The sequence below is a fragment of the Streptomyces gamaensis genome (assembly GCF_042656465.1).
Classification (GTDB): domain Bacteria; phylum Actinomycetota; class Actinomycetes; order Streptomycetales; family Streptomycetaceae; genus Streptomyces; species Streptomyces gamaensis.
This window is the reverse complement of record NZ_JBHSPB010000008.1, coordinates 35,032-55,203: the sequence shown is the minus strand read 5'-3', so window position 1 is coordinate 55,203 and position 20,172 is coordinate 35,032. Positions and strand designations below refer to the sequence as shown.

General features: G+C 69.9%; 19 protein-coding genes. 10 read left to right on the top strand and 9 right to left on the bottom strand.

Annotated elements, in window-relative coordinates; all coding sequences use genetic code 11:
* Nucleotides 1–37 precede the first annotated feature (37 nt).
* Both ACFP1Z_RS14925 and ACFP1Z_RS14920 read left to right on the top strand, forming a co-directional pair.
* Nucleotides 38–664, top strand: coding sequence for a precorrin-8X methylmutase (locus tag ACFP1Z_RS14925; RefSeq protein WP_390316753.1), 627 nt, complete (start codon nt 38–40; stop codon nt 662–664).
* On the top strand, nt 661–2,169 hold the full coding sequence (locus ACFP1Z_RS14920; protein WP_390316751.1) for a precorrin-2 C(20)-methyltransferase: 1,509 nt from the start codon (nt 661–663) through the stop codon (nt 2,167–2,169). The genes ACFP1Z_RS14925 and ACFP1Z_RS14920 overlap by 4 nt, the downstream gene beginning before the upstream one ends.
* Before the next feature lie 70 nt (nt 2,170–2,239).
* Here ACFP1Z_RS14920 and ACFP1Z_RS14915 read toward each other — a convergent pair whose 3' ends face one another.
* Nucleotides 2,240–2,449: a DUF397 domain-containing protein gene (locus ACFP1Z_RS14915; protein WP_390316750.1), complete on the bottom strand. Its 210-nt coding sequence runs from the start codon at nt 2,447–2,449 to the stop codon at nt 2,240–2,242.
* Nucleotides 2,436–3,323 carry a helix-turn-helix domain-containing protein gene (locus ACFP1Z_RS14910; RefSeq protein WP_390317027.1) on the bottom strand — a complete coding sequence of 296 codons (888 nt, stop codon included), beginning with the start codon at nt 3,321–3,323 and terminating at the stop codon, nt 2,436–2,438. Before ACFP1Z_RS14910 ends, ACFP1Z_RS14915 begins: the two co-directional genes overlap by 14 nt.
* Before the next feature lie 271 nt (nt 3,324–3,594).
* On the opposite strand from ACFP1Z_RS14910, the gene ACFP1Z_RS14905 reads away from it, so the two are divergent.
* On the top strand, nt 3,595–3,819 hold the full coding sequence (locus tag ACFP1Z_RS14905; protein WP_390316749.1) for a hypothetical protein: 225 nt from the start codon (nt 3,595–3,597) through the stop codon (nt 3,817–3,819).
* A gap of 538 nt (nt 3,820–4,357) precedes the next feature.
* On the opposite strand, the gene ACFP1Z_RS14900 is transcribed toward ACFP1Z_RS14905, so the two are convergent.
* A complete protein-coding gene (locus tag ACFP1Z_RS14900) occupies nt 4,358–6,148 on the bottom strand; it encodes a DUF8189 domain-containing protein (protein WP_390316747.1) in 1,791 nt (596 codons plus the stop codon).
* Nucleotides 6,149–6,224: 76 nt separating this feature from the next.
* Entirely contained in the window at nt 6,225–6,737 is a 513-nt protein-coding gene (locus ACFP1Z_RS14895; protein ID WP_390316746.1) for a hypothetical protein, read from the bottom strand.
* A gap of 270 nt (nt 6,738–7,007) precedes the next feature.
* Here ACFP1Z_RS14895 and ACFP1Z_RS14890 point away from each other — a divergent pair, with 270 nt between their 5' ends.
* A complete protein-coding gene (locus ACFP1Z_RS14890; protein WP_390316745.1) occupies nt 7,008–10,577 on the top strand; it encodes a chemotaxis protein in 3,570 nt (1,189 codons plus the stop codon).
* Nucleotides 10,578–10,648: 71 nt separating this feature from the next.
* Entirely contained in the window at nt 10,649–11,038 is a 390-nt protein-coding gene (locus tag ACFP1Z_RS14885) for a CDI toxin immunity protein (protein WP_390316744.1), read from the top strand.
* A 259-nt stretch (nt 11,039–11,297) separates the two neighbouring features.
* Here the strand turns inward: ACFP1Z_RS14885 and ACFP1Z_RS14880 are convergent, their stop codons facing one another.
* Nucleotides 11,298–12,047: a cobalt-precorrin-6A reductase gene (locus tag ACFP1Z_RS14880; RefSeq protein WP_390316743.1), complete on the bottom strand. Its 750-nt coding sequence runs from the start codon at nt 12,045–12,047 to the stop codon at nt 11,298–11,300.
* Nucleotides 12,048–12,094: 47 nt separating this feature from the next.
* Here ACFP1Z_RS14880 and ACFP1Z_RS14875 point away from each other — a divergent pair, with 47 nt between their 5' ends.
* The 3 genes from ACFP1Z_RS14875 to ACFP1Z_RS14865 all read left to right on the top strand — a co-directional run bounded on the left by ACFP1Z_RS14875 (nt 12,095) and on the right by ACFP1Z_RS14865 (nt 14,438).
* Entirely contained in the window at nt 12,095–13,237 is a 1,143-nt protein-coding gene (locus ACFP1Z_RS14875) for a cobalt-precorrin-5B (C(1))-methyltransferase (protein ID WP_390317025.1), read from the top strand.
* Nucleotides 13,238–13,722: 485 nt separating this feature from the next.
* On the top strand, nt 13,723–14,022 hold the full coding sequence (locus tag ACFP1Z_RS14870; protein ID WP_390316742.1) for a DUF6087 family protein: 300 nt from the start codon (nt 13,723–13,725) through the stop codon (nt 14,020–14,022).
* 155 nt (nt 14,023–14,177) lie between these two features.
* Nucleotides 14,178–14,438 carry a DUF1876 domain-containing protein gene (locus ACFP1Z_RS14865; RefSeq protein WP_390316741.1) on the top strand — a complete coding sequence of 87 codons (261 nt, stop codon included), beginning with the start codon at nt 14,178–14,180 and terminating at the stop codon, nt 14,436–14,438.
* Nucleotides 14,439–14,506: 68 nt separating this feature from the next.
* On the opposite strand, the gene cobM is transcribed toward ACFP1Z_RS14865, so the two are convergent.
* Together cobM and cbiE are read right to left on the bottom strand one after the other, a co-directional pair.
* Nucleotides 14,507–15,280 carry a precorrin-4 C(11)-methyltransferase gene (gene cobM, locus ACFP1Z_RS14860; RefSeq protein ID WP_390316740.1) on the bottom strand — a complete coding sequence of 258 codons (774 nt, stop codon included), beginning with the start codon at nt 15,278–15,280 and terminating at the stop codon, nt 14,507–14,509.
* Nucleotides 15,277–16,581 carry a precorrin-6y C5,15-methyltransferase (decarboxylating) subunit CbiE gene (cbiE, locus tag ACFP1Z_RS14855; RefSeq protein ID WP_390316738.1) on the bottom strand — a complete coding sequence of 435 codons (1,305 nt, stop codon included), beginning with the start codon at nt 16,579–16,581 and terminating at the stop codon, nt 15,277–15,279. The genes cobM and cbiE overlap by 4 nt, the downstream gene beginning before the upstream one ends.
* A gap of 163 nt (nt 16,582–16,744) precedes the next feature.
* Between cbiE and tsaD the strand changes: the two genes are divergently transcribed.
* Nucleotides 16,745–17,797, top strand: coding sequence for a tRNA (adenosine(37)-N6)-threonylcarbamoyltransferase complex transferase subunit TsaD (gene tsaD / locus ACFP1Z_RS14850; RefSeq protein ID WP_390317024.1), 1,053 nt, complete (start codon nt 16,745–16,747; stop codon nt 17,795–17,797).
* Between the two features lie 57 nt (nt 17,798–17,854).
* Here tsaD and ACFP1Z_RS14845 read toward each other — a convergent pair whose 3' ends face one another.
* Nucleotides 17,855–19,342, bottom strand: coding sequence for an SDR family NAD(P)-dependent oxidoreductase (locus ACFP1Z_RS14845; protein ID WP_390316737.1), 1,488 nt, complete (start codon nt 19,340–19,342; stop codon nt 17,855–17,857).
* 233 nt (nt 19,343–19,575) lie between these two features.
* On the opposite strand from ACFP1Z_RS14845, the gene ACFP1Z_RS14840 reads away from it, so the two are divergent.
* Nucleotides 19,576–19,818 (top strand): chaplin, encoded by a 243-nt coding sequence (locus ACFP1Z_RS14840; RefSeq protein WP_390316735.1) that lies wholly within the window; start codon nt 19,576–19,578, stop codon nt 19,816–19,818.
* A gap of 63 nt (nt 19,819–19,881) precedes the next feature.
* On the opposite strand, the gene ACFP1Z_RS14835 is transcribed toward ACFP1Z_RS14840, so the two are convergent.
* Nucleotides 19,882–20,097, bottom strand: coding sequence for a hypothetical protein (locus ACFP1Z_RS14835; protein WP_390316734.1), 216 nt, complete (start codon nt 20,095–20,097; stop codon nt 19,882–19,884).
* Nucleotides 20,098–20,172 lie beyond the last annotated feature (75 nt).

Here is a 20,172-nt window from a genome sequence, read left to right as displayed (position 1 = left end):
GCAACTCCCCACACCAGCAAGCGAACGAGCGAGGACGATGTTCGAGTACGAGAAGGACGGCGCGGCCATCTACCGCGAGTCCTTTGCCACCATCCGCGCCGAGGCCGACCTCGGCGGACTGCCGCCGGACGTCGCCCGGGTAGCGGTGCGCATGATCCACGCCTGCGGCATGGTCGACCTCGTCCGTGACCTCGCGTACTCCCCCGCCGTCGTGCGGCGCGCCCGCGAGGCCCTGCTCGCGGGCGCGCCGATCCTGTGCGACGCCAACATGGTCGCCAGCGGCGTCACCCGCAAACGGCTGCCCGCCGACAACGAGGTGCTGTGCGCCCTCACCGACCCCCGGGTGCCCGGACTCGCCCGCGAACTGGGCACCACCCGCAGCGCCGCAGCGCTGGAGCTGTGGCGCGGGAAGCTCGACGGGGCCGTCGTCGCCGTCGGCAACGCGCCCACCGCGCTCTTCCACCTGCTGGAGATGATCGGAAAGGGTGCGCCGCGCCCGGCCGCCGTCATCGGCATCCCGGTCGGTTTCGTCGGCGCGGCGGAGTCCAAGGACGCCCTGGCCGACAGCCCGCTGGGACTTGAGTACCTGGTGGTGCGGGGGCGGCGCGGCGGCAGCGCCATGGCCGCCGCCGCGGTCAACGCGATAGCGAGCGAGGAAGAGTGAGCGAGTACAAGCCCGGACAGCCCGGACGGCTCTACGGAGTGGGCCTCGGCCCCGGCGACCCGTCCCTGATGACGGTACGGGCGGTCGAGGTCATCGCCTCCGCCGATGTCGTCGCCTATCACAGCGCCCGGCACGGCCGCTCCATCGCGCGCTCGATCGCCGAGCGCCATCTGCGCCCCGACCACATCGAGGAGCGGCTGGTCTACCCCGTCACCACGGAGACCACCGACCACCCCGGCGGCTACCAGGGGGCGATGGAGGAGTTCTACGAGAAGGCCGCGGCCCGGCTCGCGGCCCATCTCGACGCCGGGCGCACGGTGGCCGTGCTCGCCGAGGGCGACCCGCTCTTCTACAGCTCGTACATGCACATGCACAAGCGGCTCGCCGACCGCTACCCGGCCGAGGTGATCCCCGGCGTCACCTCCGTCAGCGCCGCCGCGGCCGCCCTCGGCACCCCGCTGGTGGAGGGCGAGGAGACCTTCACGGTCCTGCCGGGCACCCTCCCCGAGGAGGAGCTGACCGCGCGCCTGGCCGGCACGGACACGGCCGTGGTCATGAAGCTCGGCCGCACCTTCCCCACCGTGCGCCGCGCCCTGGAGCGTTCGGGCCGGCTCGCGGACGCCCACTACGTCGAGCGGGCCACGATGGCCGCGCAGCGCACGGCCGAACTGGCCGACGTGGACCCGGAGTCGGTGCCGTACTTCTCCCTGGCCGTCCTCCCCAGCCGCGTCGACACCCGGCCCGCGCCCGCCGGGCGCGGCGAGGTCGTGGTCGTCGGCCTCGGCCCCGCCGGACCGCTGTGGCTCACCCCCGAGGCCCGCGGCGAACTCGCGGCCGCGCAGGACCTCGTCGGCTACAGCACGTACGTCGACCGCGTGCCGGTGCGGCCCGGACAGCAGCGCCACCCCTCCGACAACAAGGTCGAGTCCGAGCGAGCCGAATTCGCCCTCGACCTCGCCCGGCGCGGGCGGCGCGTGGCCGTCGTCTCCTCCGGCGACCCGGGTGTCTTCGCGATGGCCACGGCCGTCCTGGAGGCCGCCTCCCAGGAGCCGTACGCGGACGTGCCCGTACGCATCGTGCCCGGCATGACCGCCGCCCACGCCGCCGCCGCCCGCGCCGGCGCGCCCCTCGGCCACGACTACGCGGTCGTCTCCCTCTCCGACCGTCTCAAGCCGTGGGACATCATCGCGGCCCGCCTGCGCGCCGCGGCCTCCGCCGATCTGGTCCTCGCCCTGTACAACCCCGGCTCCCGCAGCCGCATGTGGCAGGTCGGCAAGGCGCGTGACCTCCTGCTGGAGTTCCGCTCACCGCAGACACCGGTGGTACTGGGCCGGGACATCGGGGGCCCGGAGGAGCGGGTGCGGATCGTCCGGCTCGGGGAACTGGATCCGGCGGAGGTGGACATGCGGACCCTTCTGATCGTGGGGTCGTCGCAGACGCGGGTCGTGCGGCGGGGCGATGCCGATGAGGTCGTCTGGACGCCGAGGCGGTATCCGGAGAGGTGAGCATTGCGCTGGGGCGCACCCGGTACGAGCACCTCGCCCGTGCCGGGTGCGCCCCTCCCCCGGGCCGGGGTCAGCCCGACCGGAGCCGGCCGGCCCGGACGGCGGTGACGAACGCCGCCCATACAGGCACGGGTACCGCCAGCGCGGGGCCGTCGGGGTGCTTGCTGTCCCGAACGGGGACGGTTCCGGGGACGTGGTCGGAGACTTCGACACAGCTGGACTGACCGTTGCTGTAACTGCTCTTGCGCCACGTCGTGTGTTTCTGGTCACCGTTTATCATAGAGTTCCGCCAATTCGAGGACGAGGCGATGTGATGCCTCTTCGAGCAGTGCTTTGGCCCAGATGTCCGCGAACGCCGCGTCGTAGCGCTCCACCTCTCCGGGCTTGTCGAGGAACAGGTCGCCGGTGTACCCGTCTGCGTAGACGGTCGGCGGCTCCCTGTCGTTTCCGTCACTGTCCACCAGAAAACGCAGGATGGTGAACTGGCCCGACATGACGCCCCGGTGCAGCCCGGCACTGAACGGGACCACCCGAAGCCTCACCGTGGGCAGTTCGCTCACTTCTGCCAAGTGCTGAAGCTGCTCTGCCATGGTGTTGTTCCCGCCGATAGGGCGCCTCAATACCGCCTCGTTCAGCACGATGTTGAGCGTGGGTGGCTGGGTGAACCTGGTGAGCAGCACCTGCCGTTTGATGCGCAGTTGCACGCGGCGCTCGATTTCAGAGGGTTCCTCCTGAGGATTGTCCGCCCGGATGACGGTGCGGGCGTACTCCTCGGTCTGGAGAAGCCCCGGCACCAGCTCGGGCTCGTACCAGTCGAGGCGCGTCGCCGCCTCTTCGAGGCCGATGTAGACATCGAATCCTTCCGGAATCACGTCACCGTACGCATGCCACCAACCTTTTGCTTTCGTCTCCTTCGCGAGCCCGACGAGCGCCTTCGTCAGTTCCGGCGAAGCCTTGTACAACCGGCACATGGCCTCGACCTCGACGCCGCGCGAGGAGACCCTCCCCTGCTCGATGCGCCAGAGCGTCACCGGGGAACGCTCCAGATGCGCCGCCGCCTCCTTTGTCTTGATTCCTGCCCTCTCGCGCAACTCACATAGAATTCGCCCGAGTTGTCGCCTTGGCACCGTTGATCCGCTTGGGCCTTCCGACACCGTCACATCCCGTTCCCCTACTTCCGCGCTTCCAGGTGAAATGCTTCCGCGTGCCGTAGGAAAGCAGCATCACGTTCCTTGCGCAACGCCCGTCAATCCTCTGAAGAGTTGGCGCATGAAAGGTTGCATGGCGGTTTCGGGGAGGGCATTCTGAGCACCCCCGGCGGGTCACACGACGTGCCCAGCACGGGAGATGAAGCCGAGTTCCCCCAACGCGCCCTGCGCGCAGCAGATTCAGGAACAGCGGAGACGCGCCCAGAGGAGGGCACCCATGACCACCCCCGAAACCCCCTGCTGCCCCTACGGCCGCAGGCTCGACGACGCCCGAACCAAGGCACTCTCCGAAGAACGCCACGGCGCAGCCCAGGGCCTTGCCGAAGCGATGGCATGTCACCGCCGCTGGGCGCACCCCGAATCCGTCACCCGAAAGAAGGACCTGAGCCAACGCGTCGCGGAAGCCAACGCTCTGAGCCGTAAGGCTGCGAGCCGGTGGTGAACGACCCGAAGGACGAGCAGCCGATGTGCTGGGGCTGCGTGCGCCTCATCGTGCAGCGCGCAGGGGCTCGGCGCCTCCAGGAAGTTCGCGAACTCGCCAGGGTTGAGGATGAGTTGGAGCAGCACCGACGAGAGGCCCACTCATGACGGCACCGCAGCAACGTGCCGTCGTCCCTGTTCCCCACACATCCGGCCCGGGGGCCATCGTCCCCGCGACCCCGGACTGCCCCGAATGCGATCACCTCGCCACGGCACGCCACGCAGCAACCGCCCGCTACGACTGGCAGACCGAAGCACAGCTCCGCCACCGAACGTACACACACTGGGAAGCGGCGCACGCGACTCACCGCCCGTGACCGACGACGCGCGGGCTCGGCGCTCCATGAAGTACCCGGCCCCGCCGCATCAGACAGTTCAACCAGCGAGACAAAGTCGAAGCGGCGCTCTCTCCACCCCGTAAGGGGAGAAAACGCCGCTTCAGGACTTGTATCAGCGAACAACGTCACCGTCACAGCTACTGCCGGCGAACCGGCCGAAGCTCAGGAGGCGAGCTTGCTCCAACGAGTCCAGCCGTCCGAACCGGTGGTGTAGAAGGAGTGGTAGACCTGTCCGTCCAGGCCCACGTTGAGGACCTCCACCGTGTTCTTGTCCGTGTGGTAGAACGCGGTGGGCACGCTGGTGAACTGACCGGCCGCCACCGGGCTCCAGGCCGACCAGCGCGGTGCACCGGTGGTGTAGAACGAGTGGTAGACCTGTCGGCCGACGCCGAGTGCGAAGAGCTCGGTGGTCTTCTTGTCGGCGTGGTACACCGCGTTGAGAGCGCTGAACCGCCCGTCGGCGATGAGGTCCCAGCCGGACCAGCTGTTCCCGCCGTCACCGCTCCAGGAGTGGTAGATCCGCTGGTCGGTACCGAGCGCGAAGATCTCGGTGACCTGCTTGTCACGGTGATTGACACTGGCCAGCGCAGTCGCCGTGCCGGGCGCGATCAGCTGCCAGCGACTCCAGCCGGACGAACCAGTCTTGTAGGCGGAGCGGTAGATCTGCCCGTCAGTTCCGATCGCGAAGACCGAACTGGTCGAACGGCCCACGTCATAGCTGGCATTGATCAACGTGAACCGGTCCGGGGCAACAAGGTTCCACTTGCTCCAGCCCGGCTCACCGGTGGTGTACCACGCGTGGTAGATCTGCCGATCAGCACCGACCGCAAAGACCTCGATGGTCCTCTTGTCAGCGTGATAAACGGTCTGCAGCTGGCCGGTGGCCTCACCCGGAGCAACCAACTGCCAGCCGCTCCAGTCCGCTGAACCAGGCGTGTGGAACGAGTGATAGACCTGCCGGTCGGTACCGATCGCGAAGACTTCCACGATGTTCTTGTCTGCGTGGTAGACCGCGCTGGGCGCGCTGGTGAACTCGCCATTCGAGACCCGCGTCCACTTGTTCCAGCCCGGACTGCCCGTCCGGTAGGAGGAGGAGTAGATCTGCTTGTCGCTGCCGAGCAGGAAGACTTCGGAGGTGTTGTCGTTCGCCGCGTAGACCCCGGAGGTCCGATTCTCGGCCGGGAAGAGCATCGTGGTGGACCGGATCTGCTCGATCCAGCCAGCGATGTTGTCGACACGGGCGTCGACGACTCCCTTTCGGGTCTCGGACTCACTGGCGCCGAGGCATCCTCCCTGCCAGAAGCGGCTGTTGACACCGACAACCTCGATGCGATCGCCGATCTCGCGGAATGCCGGAGCGCCGGCGTCACCCAGGCAGCTCGCCGCATCGGCATCCTTGCTCGTGAGACCAAGCGTTGCCTCATCCACCGCGTTCACGGTGAAGGCAGCCTGTTGCAGACGGTCGGGAGCCCACTCGTCTTTGGTGCGGCCGTAGCCGGTGATTCGTGCATCCTCGCCCATGAGCGGGACGTTGGTGGCAATCTTCACCGGGCTGATGCCGGCGACCGGATTCGCCAGCTTGGCCATCACCAGGTCGCGGTCGTCACGCGGGACGAGCTCTACGACTTCGGCGACAGTCCCCTGGTCACCACGTGTGAGGTCGGTACGGCCAATGGTGGCCATAGTCTTGAGCTTCGGCGCGCCCGGGGCGACCTGGGAGCCCGGTTTGTCGGCGAAGCAACTGGCAGCGGTGAGCAGCCACTGTTGCTCGACCAGGGCGGCGGAACAACTGCGCTCGCCACCGATGTCGAGCTTCGCAGTGAACTCGTAGGAGCCGTCCTTGACCTTCTGTCCGACGACGGCATTGGCGGGGGTTGCAGTCAGCAGTCCGGCGGCAACAGCCAATGTGGTGACCGCTGTCGTCCATGCCGCGCGCTGACGTATGGCAGGCATTCTTCTGTTCCTTCAGTGTGGTTCGGGGTCGGTCGAGGCAGGTTCGATACCGCACTGCCTCAGAGTTGCTACTGCGTCAGCCGGTGACCCGGAGCTCGACCAGCATCGTGTCCGGGTTGAGCGGATTGAGGCCCTTGCCCAAGCCTTTGTAGCTGTTCTTGGCTACCTTGACCTGCTCCTGGCCGTTCTTGGAGTCGACCTTCACATCCAGGGCGTAGTCGCCCGTCGCGATCGTGTAGGCCTGCGGGACCTCAAGGGTCAGCCAGCCGGTCTTCCCCGTACCAGTGACATTGAAGCAATACCAGCCCTGCCGGGTCTGACCGGGATGCTTGAAGGCGGTCATGACCTGGATGTCCGTGGTCGCACGGCAGTCGGCCAGCACGATGTGCCCGTCCCCCTTGCGGAGTGCGATGCCCTGCTCCTTGAGGATCTTCGCGGCATTCGGGTACTCGAAAGTCTCCACGCCCCAAGGCGGCATACCGTCATCAGCAGGAGCTGCCACTGCGGCATCAGGAACGGCCAACGCGGCAGCGCTGACAGCAGCCCCCATGAAGCCGACAGAGAGAATTCTCCGCACGCGAGATATCACGCTGTTGTTCCTTTCGAGGCCCCCAAACAGAACGCACTTCACGTAATGACGAAATAAAGGGGACACCTCCAGAGGAACCTACCATGCGGTCTGATTTTGCGCGAGCTTGACTACCTCCTCAAGGCGCCTCACCGCGCTAGCTTGGGGTTTGACATGCCGGAAGATGACATGTGCATGCTCTCTAGCGGAGGACGCACCCGCCTCCGGGCGCTATGCTCGCGGCGCCGGAAGTCGGCATCATGCAACTACCGAGAAAGAACCAACTGAACAGTGAGAGACCATCAGCTTTACCTGACGAGACCGGGGGGAAGGTGGGTTTTCGGCATACGCATACTGTGTCTGGCCCTGCTGCCCCTCGCCCTCCTCACAGGTCTGATCGGCGCAACTCCCGCTGCTGCGGCGGCAACTTCGGACGACGACGTCGACGTCGTCGATCTCGCGCCAGTGACCGATCGTCAACGCGTCGTGGATCTGTGGTCACGCGGTGGCCCCACGGTCAAAGCGCTGGCAGAGCAGACCCTGTTGGGAACTGACGACGACATCCACAAGTTCCTCACCGAGGACAAAGCATTTGCCCAGCTCACCGACGACCGTATGGATGCGGTACGGATCGGCTCCCTCGCCGGCCCGGAGCTGAGCAACGCGGCCTATCAGGCCCTGACTTCCCCGGACAAGTTGCACGACTTCCTCAAGGACGGCTGGAAGTCCCCGCTGGACACCGATCTGAGGATGCGCGTCGCCCAGCTGATGAGCACAGGCGGCCCGACCGTCCAGGAGACCGCGGGTGCTGCGCTCAAGGGCTCGACCGAGGATGTCACCAAGTTCCTTGATGAGGGCCAGTATTCTGCTCGGGAAACCGATGACCGCATGCGGATCTCGCAGATCCTGACGGACGGAGGCCCTGCGGTCCAGGAAGCGGCCACGGTCGCCCTCAAGGGCTCGATCGAGGACATTCGCGAGTTCCTCAACGTCGGCCAGTACATCGCCCGTTCCCGCGACCAGGAACGCGCCACCGTCGCCCAGCTCGCCGAACAGGCCAAGCAGGCGGGCGAAGAGGCCCAACGCCAGACCAGTGCTGCCGAGGAGGCCTCCAAAAAGGCTGTATCCGCCTCGCAGTTGGCCAAGGAAGCGGCCAAGACAGCTGCGGCTGAGACCGCGGCCGCAGGCAAGAACGCCGCCCAGGCAGCTGGAGCGGCGCGACGTGCCGCCAACGCCGCTGCTGGTGCCGCACAAGCAGCGCAACAAGCCATCAGCGCTGCCAACGCCGCCAACTACGCGGCCAGGATGGCCGCAAACGCTGCTGCCAACGCAGCTGCATCGGCGGCCGGTGCGGCTGAGGCTGCCGCACGTGCCCGTAACGCGGCGGCTAATGCAGCCACCGACGCGAGTGGTGCCGCAGCCGCACGCAGGGCAGCCGAGGACGCGAATAACGCCGCGCAGGCAGCCACGCGATCGGAACAGGCCGCCGCACAGGTGAAGAAGGCCGCAGACGCGGCTGCCTCTGCGGCAGACGCGGCCCTCAGTGCCAGCGCCAACGCCGACGCAGCAGCCGGTGCAGCCGATGAGGCGGGTTCCTACGCCGGCCAGGCCAGCGCCGAGGCAGCCAAGGCCCGGCAGTGGGCAGCCACCGCTCGCGCCAACGCGCAGGAGTCGCGTCGTGCCGCCATGGCCGCGCGGAGCCTGGCCCGCCAGGCCGCAGGTGCCGCAGACGAAGCAGGCAGAGCAGCCGGCAGGGCCGCCGAGCACGCACGCAATGCTGCCAAGGCAGCCATCGATGCCGCGAACCATGCCGGGGAGTCGGCGACTGCGGCGAAGCAGTCCTCGGACCATGCCAAGGCGGCCAAGGAGGCGGCCGACGCGGCAAGCTCGGCCGTCGATACCGCGCAGAAGGTCTTTGAGACCGCGCGCAAGATCGAGGACGAGGAGCTCAAGTCCCGGACCGCGAACCGGATCGCGCAGGCGAAGGCCCTCATGCAAGAGGAAGACCGGCGCAAGGCCGAAGCGGACGAAGCCGTCAAGGCGGCCAAGGACCTCTCTGCCGAGGCGGACCGGCTGACAGCTGAAGCCAGCGCCCCCGACGCCGACCCCAAGGAGACAGCCGCCAAGGGACGCAAGGTCGCCGTCCTGGTCATGAAGACGCGCGGGCCTTGGAGCCAGGCCGCCGCGAAAACTGCGCTTGGTGGATCCGACGAGGACGTCCGGGAGTACATCCGCACCGGTCTGCAGGAGGCCGCTGCGGAGGACGAGCGATCCGTCGTCCAACGCATGGCCGCGGAAAGCGGCTTGGCCGACGTCAAGGAGGCTGCCGCTCAGGCGCTGAAGGGCGACGCCAAGCAGATCAGCGCGTTCCTGCGTACAGGTCAGCACGAGGCTGCACTGACCGAGTACCGCATGCGCGTCTCGCAGATCGGCTCCAACGGCGGCCCCACCGTCTATGAGGCGGCCGGGAAAGCCTTGAAGGCCGATACGACGGACAAGCTCCGCGAATTCATCAGCGAGGGCCAGTACGCCGCTCAGGAGACCGACGACCGCATTCGCGCCGCCCAGCTCATGAGCAACGGCGGACCCGAGACCCAGGCAGCCGCGAAGGCCGCCCTCGAATCACCGCGGCAGGTGCTGCACAACTTCATCCAGGTCGGGCAGTACGCCACCGCCCGCCAGGACCATCTCGCAGCGACTCACGTCGCCGCCGTCCAGCAGCTCATCTCCGAGGCAGCTGTAGCCGCCGCCACTGCGCAGAAGAACGCCGCAGAGGCCGCCGTCATCGCAGCCAAGGCCAACCAGGCCGCAGCCGAAGCGAAGAGCGCAGCCGACAGTGCCGCAGCATCCGCAGGCCAGGCCAAGAAGTACGCGGCCCAGGCCAGCGGCTACGCCAAGCAAGCCGCAGCCTCAGCAGCCGAGGCAGCCAAATCCGCACGTACCGCAAGCGCGGCGGCACAAGCGGCTGAACGCGACGCCGCAGCGGCGGAGGCATACGCCGAACAGGCCCAGGCATCAGCCGCATGGGCACGTTCTTCCGCCGACGACGCATATGCCTCAGCTACCGATGCTCGCGCCTCAGCCATACTAGCGGGCCAGGAGGCCGAAGCCGCTAATATCGCTGCCGCAAAGGCCAAATTTCACGTCATAGCACTACGCGATAGAGAGTACCAAGAATGGCTTGACAAGGAGATCGCAAAACAAGAAGAGAAAGACAAGAAAGATGCCGAAAACAAGCGCGAAGCGGAAACCGCTCAACGTGAAATAATGGAAATCGAGAAGCTGAGCAAACAGGAGGAGGATGAGTATCTAGAGAGGTGCAGTGGATGGGGCTGGTTCGATCCACGGTGCGACGAATCCGTAATGGCTGTGTGGCATCTGTCCGGAGGTTCGGATGTCAGCGAATGCTTCACAGATCCTTCTTTGGGTATCTGCAGCTGGGGCCTCGCAGCCGCAGCATCCCCCTTCGCAAAGGGAAAGAAGCTTGCAGCCGTTGATGAGCTGGCCGAAGCGACACGTGTCGGCCGAAAGATCGTAAAAGTAAAGGAAAAGACAACCGAAACTTTCGACCACTTCGAACAGGCCCGCGCAAAGGCTCTAGAGCTACTTGGGCCGATCGACCCAGCGACACGGCTCCCAATCGTCGGGCGACTCGAAAAATCGACCTCAACCTACGGGAAAACTGTCGGGTTCACCACTCGCGTAGACGGAGTTTTCAAACAGTTCCGAATGGACTACGACCCCGACAAGGGTCCTCATATCAACGTCATGGTCGGCAAGGGCACTGAGGCGAAGAAATGGGCAGTACCCTGGCACGGGTCCGAAAGCGATCTCATCAAACTTCTGGAGAAGAACACATGACACCTAGGGCACCTTACGGGAGCCGTGAAGACCTCCTTCCGAGTTTCGTAAGGAGATCAAGGTCACAGGGTTTGCCGCAGGCTCAGGTATTGAGCCTTACAGAAAGCCAGAAGCTCGAATCTATCAGCCTGAATCGCCTGCCGCACGGTCTTTCTAATTCAGTAGACTGGGAAAGGCACGTTGACTTCGAACAGCTTACGTACGGAAACGAAGAAGAGGGCGTGCAGCTTCTCAAGTCACTACTGTCTCGACACGCCTACAAAAACACGACCCTAGCGATCTTCTGGGGGACGCTGGTGATTCCCTCTGTTCTCCTGCCCTCGAATCTGGCGATTGAACACGCAGATGAGATCCTGGGAACCGACTGCGACTTCTGGATCTTCTCGCCTGAAGAAGGATTCTTTGCCGAAGTCCTGCAGGACGGACAAGTGACAATCACTGAAATCCCTCAGGCGTCATAGGGATTTCTCCCAGAGGGGCTGTAACAGTCACCTAGAAGAACCGGCGGCGCCCTTCCTGCCTGCGAAGGGCGCCGCTTGTTCCGCCGCAAGAATGCGCTCGCGGCCTTCAGGATCTCATTTGCTCACCTCAACCCCGCATTCTCCTAGCGGAGTTGCTTTACGAGGCCAGAACAGCTCAATCCCCGGGGCGGCGGCCTCTCTTGTCAAGAGAGGCCGCCGCCCGACCAGAAACATCCGGTAGGGGCTGCACAACCAGGGATCACCCCGAACCACACACCCACCCCACCGCCCCCGCCACATCCGGCACCACCGCCACCCCCACCGGCACCGCCGGCCTCCGCACCACGACCACCGGCAAGCCCGCCTCGCGCGCCGCGACGAGCTTCGCGGAGGTCGCCGTCGCCCCGCTGTCCTTCGTCACCAGCACCTCGATCGCGTGCTGCCGCAGCAGCGCCCGCTCGCCCTCCACGGTGAACGGGCCGCGGTCGAGCAGGACGGACATGCGCGGGGGTACGGCGCCTTCCGGGGCGTCCACGGAGCGTACGAGGAACCACAGTTCCTCACAGTGCGCGAAGGACGCGAGGCCCATGCGGCCGGTGGTGAGGAAGACGCGGGAGCCGAGCGCGGGGAGGGCGTCCGCCGCCTCGGCCAGGGAGGAGACGAAGCGCCAGTCGTCACCCGCTACCGGTACCCACCCGGGGCGCCGCACGGCGAGCAGGGGAATATGGACGTCGGCGGCGGCGGCCGCCGCATTGGCACTGATCTTCTCGGCGAAAGGATGCGTGGCGTCGATGAGCGCGTCCACCCGCTGCTCGCGCAGCCATCGGGCCAGGCCCTCGGGCCCCCCGAACCCTCCGATGCGGACGTCCCCGGCGGGCAGCCGGGGGGCCGTGACCCGGCCGGCGAGGGAGCTGGTGAGGCGCAGCCCGGGGGTGCCGGCCAGTTCGGCGGCGAGGCGGCGGGCCTCGGTGGTGCCGCCCAGGATGAGGATGTGGCGCTCCTCGCGCACGTGGTGCCCTTCCGTCGTCGACCGCCGCGATCCCGTGCTCGCCGGTGATCACCTTGGCTGAGACGAAAACACCGACAGGCCGCACCGCGCAACTCGCCCGCACCGGCCTGCGGCACGGCTGGACGACCGGCGCGTGTGCGACGGCGGCCACCACGGCCGCGTACACGGCGCTGCTCACCGGGGAGTTCCCGGACCCGGTGACGATCACGCTGCCGAAGGGGCAGACGCCCGGATTCGCCCTGGCCTGCGAGGAGTTGACGGACGGCCGGGCCATGGCGGCGGTGGTCAAGGACGCGGGCGACGACCCGGACGTCACGCACGGGGCCACGGTCCGCGCCACGGTACGGCCGCTCCCGCCGGGCTCCGGCGTGGTCTTCCGGGCCGGCCCGGGCGTGGGTACGGTCACCCGGCCCGGGCTGCCGCTGCCCGTGGGCGAGCCCGCGGTCAATCCCGTGCCGCGGCAGATGATGCGCGAGCACGTGGCCCGGGTCGCGGCCCGGTACGGCGGCACGGGCGATGTGGAGATCGAGCTGTCCGTGGACCACGGCGAGGAGCTGGCCCGTTCCACGTGGAATCCGCGCCTGGGCATCCTGGGCGGGATCTCGATCCTGGGGACCACGGGCATCGTGGTGCCGTACTCGTGCTCGGCGTGGATCGACAGCATCCGGCGCGGCGTGGACGTGGCGCGCGCGGCGGGCCGTACGCATGTGGCGGGGTGCACGGGCTCGACGTCGGAGAAGGTCGCGGTGGCCGTGCACGGGCTGCCGGAGGACGCCCTGCTGGACATGGGCGACTTCGCGGGCGCGGTGCTGAAGTACATCCGCCGGCACCCCGTGGACCGGCTGACGATCGCGGGCGGTTTCGCGAAGCTGTCGAAGCTCGCGGCGGGACAGCTGGACCTGCACTCGTCGCGGTCGCAGGTGGACAAGGGGCTCCTGGCGGGCCTCGCCCAACAGGGCGGCGCGGACGAGGAGTTGCGCAAGGCGGTCGCCGGGGCCAATACGGGCCTGGAGGCGCTGCAGCGGTGCGCGGCCCGGGGGGTGCCGCTGGGCGACCTCGTGGCGGCCGCCGCGCGCGAGGAGTCCCTCGCGGTGCTGCGCGGGGCTCCGGTCGCGGTCGACGTGATCTGCATCGACCGGGCGGGCACGATCGTGGGCCGCGCGGACCCGAAGGGCCCGGCCGCCCGCTGACCCTGCCCCGCCCCGGGCCCACCGCGTACCCGGGGGGCCACCGCCCGCCCCCGTCGCCGGCGGCCGGCGACCCCGTCCAGGGCGCCTTCGTGCGCCCACGGCCCGTCCCCGCATGCCTTCGTACGGCGCGAACCCGCACGGCCACACCCTTCGCCCCACCCCCGACGGCCGACGGCCCGTCCAAGCGCCTTCGTACGGCCACGGCCCGCACCCGCGCAACGACCGCAGCCCGCCACCCCGCCTTCACACCGCCACTCCCCCGCCCCGCCCCCGGCTCTGCGCATACGCTCACCCCGGACGCATGTGCGTCAGCACAAGACGCCCCGTCCCACGCCGGTGGGATCCCGGCACCGGTGCACCAACTGCCCCGAGCCGCCAAGCGGATTGACAGCCATTCACCGCCGCCCCTCGGCGGCTAGGCTCCTGCTCCGGCACCCGGACGCCGACAGGCCCGGGCACCCCGGACGCGGGAAGGAAGGCGCGCGATGGAGGACGAGCCGCTGACGGACTGGGCGGAGCGCCGCGACCGGCGTCTTCGGGGCCGGCTGCGGGTGATGACCCTGGCCGGCGGCCCGCAGGGCTTCCACGTCAACCCCGAGGCGCCCCGGCTGATCAGCCGGTGGAACGGCTACGGGTGGGAGGCCATGGGGGTCGCCGCGAATCTGGCCGAGGCCCGGCGGCTGCTCTATCCGGAGACCGCCGGCACGGATCCGACGGCGCGCCCCGCGCCGGACTTCCCCCCGCCCCCGCGCGGCAGGCACCGCAGACCCGACGCCCCCCGCTGACCGCGCCCGGCCCGCCCCCCCGGGCCAGGGCATGCGGCGCCCGGTGCCGCGTCGTAGCCTGGGAAGCGGATGCCCGGGCGCCACCGCGGGCATCGCCCACGCGGCGTGCACCGTGCCGGCGTCCCGGTGACGCGCGGTTTTCGGAGGTGGTCCCCGTGTCGCAGGTTGCCGGTTGGCACGTGGAAGTGGAATTCGACGAGAACGATCACCGTACGCGCTCGGCCGCGATGCTGCGGCTGCGCGATGGTACGGAACTCAGATCGCGGGCGCACGCGACGCGGCACCCGTCGGACCCGAACGAGGCCCGGATCGGTGAGGAGTTCGCCGGTGCCCGGGCGCTGAAGGAGCTGGCCGAGCAGTTGGAGGCCAAGGGTCAGCGGGAGGTCGACGCGCTGCACACGCGACCGCCGAAGTAGCAGTCGCCGAAGTAGCGGCTGCCGCACCGGGGCGGCCGGTCCGCGCGGCCGGGCCGCCCCGTGGCGTGTCAGTCGCGGCCCGACGCCGCGCACCGGGTGTCGGTGCGGTCGCGGTCGGTCGAGTACAGGTAGCTGTCGGGGAACTGCTCGGCGGCCAGGGCGCGGCCGACGAGGATGACGGCGGTGCGCACGACGCCCGCTGCCCTCATCTGTTCCGCGATCCCGGCGAGCGGTCCGCGCAGGACGAGTTCGTCGGGGCGGCTGGCCATGGCGACGACGGCGGCGGGGCAGTCGGGGCCGTAGTGCGGCAGGAGTTCGGCGACGACGCGGTCGGCGTGGCGGGCCGCGAGGTGCAGGACGAGGAGGGCGCCGCTGCGGCCGAGGGTGGCGAGGTCCTCGCCGGGCGGCATCGGGGTGGCCTGCTGGGCGACGCGGGTGAGGATGACGGTCTGGCCGACGGTGGGCACGGTCAGCTCGCGGCCGAGCGCGGCCGCCGCGGCGGCGAAGGAGGGCACGCCGGGGACGATCTCGTAGGGGATGCCGGCCGCGTCGAGGCGGCGCATCTGCTCGGCGACGGCGCTGAAGACGGCGGGGTCGCCGGAGTGCAGGCGGGCCACGTCCTGTCCGGCCTCGTGGGCGCGGACGAACTCGGCGGTGATCCCGTCAAGATCCATGCGGGCGGTGTCGACGAGCCGGGCGCCGGGCGGGCACTCGGCGAGGAGTTCCTCGGGCACGAGGCTGCCCGCGTACAGGCAGACGCCGCAGCGGGCCAGCGTCCGCGCGCCGCGCACCGTGATCAGGTCGGCGGCGCCGGGGCCGGCGCCGATGAAGTACACGGTCATGCGCGGATCTCTCCTTCTGCGGGACGTGCGGGACATGCGGGACGTGCGGGACGAGCAGGGTGTGCGGGGTGCTCGCCCGCGGGCTTGGTGACGGACCACTGGGTGACCGGCATCGCCTGCCGCCAGCCGGTGAAGTTACCGACGGCGGCGGCGTGGGAGACGGCGAGGCGGGTCAGTTCGCCGCCGACGCGCCGGTACCAGTCGGCGAGCAGTGCCTCTGACTCCAGGGTGACGGTGTTGGCGACGAGCCGTCCGCCGGGCGGCAGGGCGTCCCAGCAGGCGGCCAGCAGCCCGGGGGCGGTGAGCCCGCCGCCGATGAACACCGCGTCGGGCGTGGGCAGTTGGCCGAGTGCGGCGGGCGCGGCCCCGGTGACCACGCGCAGGGAGGGCACACCGAGGGTCTCGGCGTTGCGGGTGATGCGCGCGGCCCGTACGGGATCGCGTTCGACGGTCACCGCGCGGCAGTCCGGGTGGGCGCGCATCCACTCGATGCCGATGGAGCCGGAGCCGCCGCCGACGTCCCACAGCAGTTCGCCGGGGGCGGGCGCGAGGGCGGCGAGGGTGGCGGCGCGGATGTGCCGCTTCGTCAACTGGCCGTCGTGCTCGAAGGATTCGTCGGGCAGGCCCGGGGTGAGAGCCAGCCGCGGGGCGTCCGGGGCGCGGCGGCACTCGACGGCGACGACGTTGAGGGCGTCGCCGGGCGGGTGCGGCCAGTCCCGCGCGGTGCCGGTGACGGCGCGTTCGCCGGGCGCGCCGAGCTGTTCGAGGACGGTGAGCCGGCTCGGTCCGTAGCCGCGTTCGCGCAGCAGGGCGGCGGTCTCGGCGGGGGTCGCGGCGCCGGCGCTGAGGACGAGCAGCCGGACCCCGTCGTGCAGCGCGGCGGCGAGCGCGGCGAGGGGCCGGCCGACGGCGCTGACGACCTCGGTGCGTTCCAGTGGCCAGCCGAGGCGGGCGCAGGCGTGGGAGACGGACGAGGGGTGCGGCAGGACGTGCAGGGCGTCGGTGCCGACGGTCTCGGCCAGGGTGCGGCCGATGCCGAAGAACATGGGGTCGCCGCTGGCGAGGACGCACACCCGCCGTCCGGAGTGCGCGGCGAGCAGCCCCGGCACGGCGGGGCGCAGCGGCGAGGGCCAGGCGACGCGTTCGCCCGCGCACTCGGGCGGGAGCAGGCCGAGCTGGCGGGGGCCGCCGATCAGCACGTCGGCGCCGCGCAGCGCTTCCCGCGCGGTGGGGGCGAGTCCGGGCCAGCCGTCGGCTCCGATGCCGACGACCGTCACGGGGACCTGGCTCACGGGGCGCACCTCGTACGTAGGAGATCACAGGCAGGGGATCACTCGATGGATCACGGGCACTCTACTGACCTGCGGTGACGCCCCCGCGCCCGGGACCGGCCCCGAGCTTGTTGCATAGAATGTGCAATTGCGTATTCAAGGCAGGAGGAGCGGCGTGGTGGAGCGGGCACCGGTGGTGCTGGGGATCGAGTCGTCCTGCGACGAGACCGGTGCCGGTCTCGTGCGCGAGGGGCGGCTGCTGGGGCACGCGGTGGCTTCCAGCATGGACGAGCACGCCCGCTTCGGCGGGGTCGTGCCGGAGATCGCGGCCCGCGCGCACGTGCACGCGGCGGCGCCCGTGGTGCGTGCCGCGCTGGCCGACGCGGGGCTCGCGATGCGGGACATCGGCGCGGTCGCGGTGACGACGGGCCCCGGTCTGTCGGGCGCCCTGCAGGTGGGTGTCAGTGCCGCGAAGGGCCTGGCGTACGCGCTGGGGGTGCCGCTGTACGGGGTGCACCACCTGGCCGGGCACGTGGCCGTCGACACCCTGGAGCACGGCCCGCTGCCGAACCCGTGCGTGGTGCTGATCGTCTCCGGCGGCCACACCTCGCTGCTGCTCGTACGGGATCTGGCGCGTGATCCGATCGCGCACCTCGGCGACACCCTGGACGACGCGGCCGGCGAGTGCTTCGACAAGGTGGCCCGGGTCTTCGGCCTGCCGTATCCCGGCGGCCCGGCCGTCGACCGGGCGGCCCGCGCGGGCGATCCGCGGGCGGTGGCCTTCCCGCGCCCGCTGACGGGCCCGCGCGACGCGGCGTACGCGTTCTCCTTCTCGGGCCTGAAGACGGCGGCGGCCCGCTGGGCGGAGCAACACCGGGCGAGCGGACGGGAGTTGCCCGTCGCGGACGGCGCGGCCGCGCTGCAGGAGGCGGTGGCGGACGTACTGACCCGCAAGGCGGTGGCGGCGTGCGCCGAGTACGGGGTCGGCACGCTGGTGGTGGTCGGCGGGGTGGCCGCGAACTCGCGGGTGCGGGCGCTGGCCGAGGAGCGCTGCGCGGCCGCCGGGATCGCCCTGCGGGTGCCGCCGCTCTCCTTGTGCACCGACAACGGCGCGATGGTCGCGGCGGTCGGCGATCTGCTGGTGCGCGCGGGCGCCGAGCCGGCACCGCTGGACGTCTCGATCGACCCCTCGGCACCGCTGCACCGCGCGGCCCTGCATCCCCGCGCGCGTGGCCGCGCCGCCTGACGCACGGCGACGGGCCGTCCGGACCGGGTGTCCGAACGGCCCGTGGGCGCAAGGGGGTTACCAGCCGGCGGGCCGGTAGTCCTTCAGGAAGCAGCCGTAGAGGTCCTCGCCGGCCTCGCCGCGCACGATCGGGTCGTAGACGCGGGCCGCGCCGTCGACGAGATCGAGCGGGGCGTGGAAGCCGGCCTCGGCGAGGCGCACCTTGTCCGGGTGCGGTCGCTCGTCCGTGATCCAGCCGGTGTCGACGCTGGTCATCAGGATGCCGTCGGTCTGGAACATCTCCTGGGCGCTGGTGCGCGTGAGCATGTTCAGGGCGGCCTTGGCCATGTTGGTGTGCGGGTGACCGGAGCCCTTGTAGCCGCGGCTGAAGACGCCCTCCATCGCGGAGACGTTGACGATGTACTTGCGGCGCGCGGGGGACGCGGCCATCGCCGGGCGCAGCCGGTTGACGAGGACGAACGGCGCGGTCACGTTGCACAGCTGGACTTCGAGGAGCTCGACGGGGTCGACCTCGCCGACGTTCTGCACCCAGGTGTTGGAGGCGTCGAGGTCGGGTACGAGCCCGCCCGCGTCGATCGCGGTGCCGGCCTCGACCCGGGCCAGGGAGGCCGAGCCGCTGGTGAGCGCGAGCTCGGTGAGGGCCTGCGGGGAGAGCTCGTCGTGGCGCGCTCCGGCCGGGGCCGGCAGCTCGGGCTGGGCTCCGCTGCCGAAGGCGCCGAAGACCTCCGCCTCCGGCAGCTCACCGGCCGGCAGCGGGGCGGACTCGGCGGTGACGAGCTCGCGGTAGGCGGCGGGCGAACGGCGCACGGTCTGGGCCGCGTTGTTGATCAGGATGTCGAGGGGTCCGGCGGCGGCCACGGAGTCGGCCAGGGCGACGACCTGCGCCGGGTCGCGCAGATCGATGCCGACGATCTTCAGCCGGTGCAGCCAGTCCGCGCTGTCCTCCATGGCCTTGAAGCGGCGGATGGCGTCGTTGGGGAAGCGCGTGGTGACGGTGGTGTGGGCGCCGTCGCGCAGCAGCCGCAGCGCGATGTACATGCCGATCTTCGCCCGGCCGCCGGTGAGCAGCGCGCGGCGCCCGGTCAGATCGGCGCGGGCGTCGCGGCGTGCCCGGTTGGCGGCCGCGCAGGGCCCGCACAGCTGGTGGTAGAAGGCGTCGACCTCGGTGTAGCGGTCCTTGCAGATGTAGCAGGACCGGGGGCGCTGCAGCACGCCGACGATCTGCGCCGTCGAGGTGGCGGCGAGCGGTATGCCGCGCGTCTCGTCGTCGATGCGGTCGGCGGCGCCGGTGGCGGTGGCCTCGGTGACGGCCTTGTCGTGGGCGGTCTTGGCGGCCCGGCGTTCCTGCCGGCGGCGCTGCTTGACCGTCCGGTAGATGCCGGAGGTGGCCCGGCGGACCTCGATCGCGTCGGGGTGGTCGACCGGCAGCTCGTCGAGCTCCTTGAGCACGCTCAGGCAGACCGCCATGCGCTCCGGGTCGATGCCGGTCCGCTGCGCCGCGCTGTCGCTGCTCTCTGGTGTGGCGCTCTGTTGTGTGGCCGTCATCGCCGCTGTCGTTCCCAGTTCGTGTGTTCTATTCGAGCTTCCACGGAAGGGTACGTAGCCGGGGGCGCTCCCACCAAACCCGGGACGCCTCCGGCGCAGCGGCGCCCGCACCCGGCACGGCATATCACATACGACTTATTGACCTTTCCGGGTTAATTACGGCCTGATTGGCCATTTTGCCGCATTCCTGCTCGCAACAATTGCCGCTCACCACACATGAGAAAGGTTTAGGCATGTCGCGTTTCACCAAGGCCACCGCTCTGACCCTCGCTGCGGGCGGCGCCGTCATGGGCTCCGCCGGCAGCGCTGTGGCCGCCGCCGACGCGGAGGGCATGGTCGCGGGTTCGCCGGGCATCCTCTCCGGGGACGCCATTCAGGTCCCGATCCACCTCCCGCTGAACCTCTGCGGGAACAGCATCGACATCATCGGGCTGCTGAACCCGACCTTCGGCAACACCTGCGTCAACGCCGACTGAGCGGCAGGCCCTCCGGCGGACGGCACTCGCCGTCCGCACGGCCCGCGCGGGGGAGGGCCACAGTCAGCCGCCGGAGTCCTCGCCCGCGCGTCCGTGGCGCCCATCGTTCTCCTGGTGGGCGCCACGTCCTTGTGCGGAGGCGGGGCCGTCCTCCGGACCGTCCGTACCGGACGCGTCCTCGCCCTTGCGGGAGCGCCGGGGCGGCTGCGCGCCGGGCAGGTCGGGGACCTCGACGATCGGGGGGAGGTCCGGGGTCAGGTGGGTGTGGCTGGACGTCATGGTGGGGTGACCTGTTCTTTCGGGGAGTTTCGGGGAGTTTCGGGGGTATCGATGTCCCGGTTGCCGCGCGGCGCT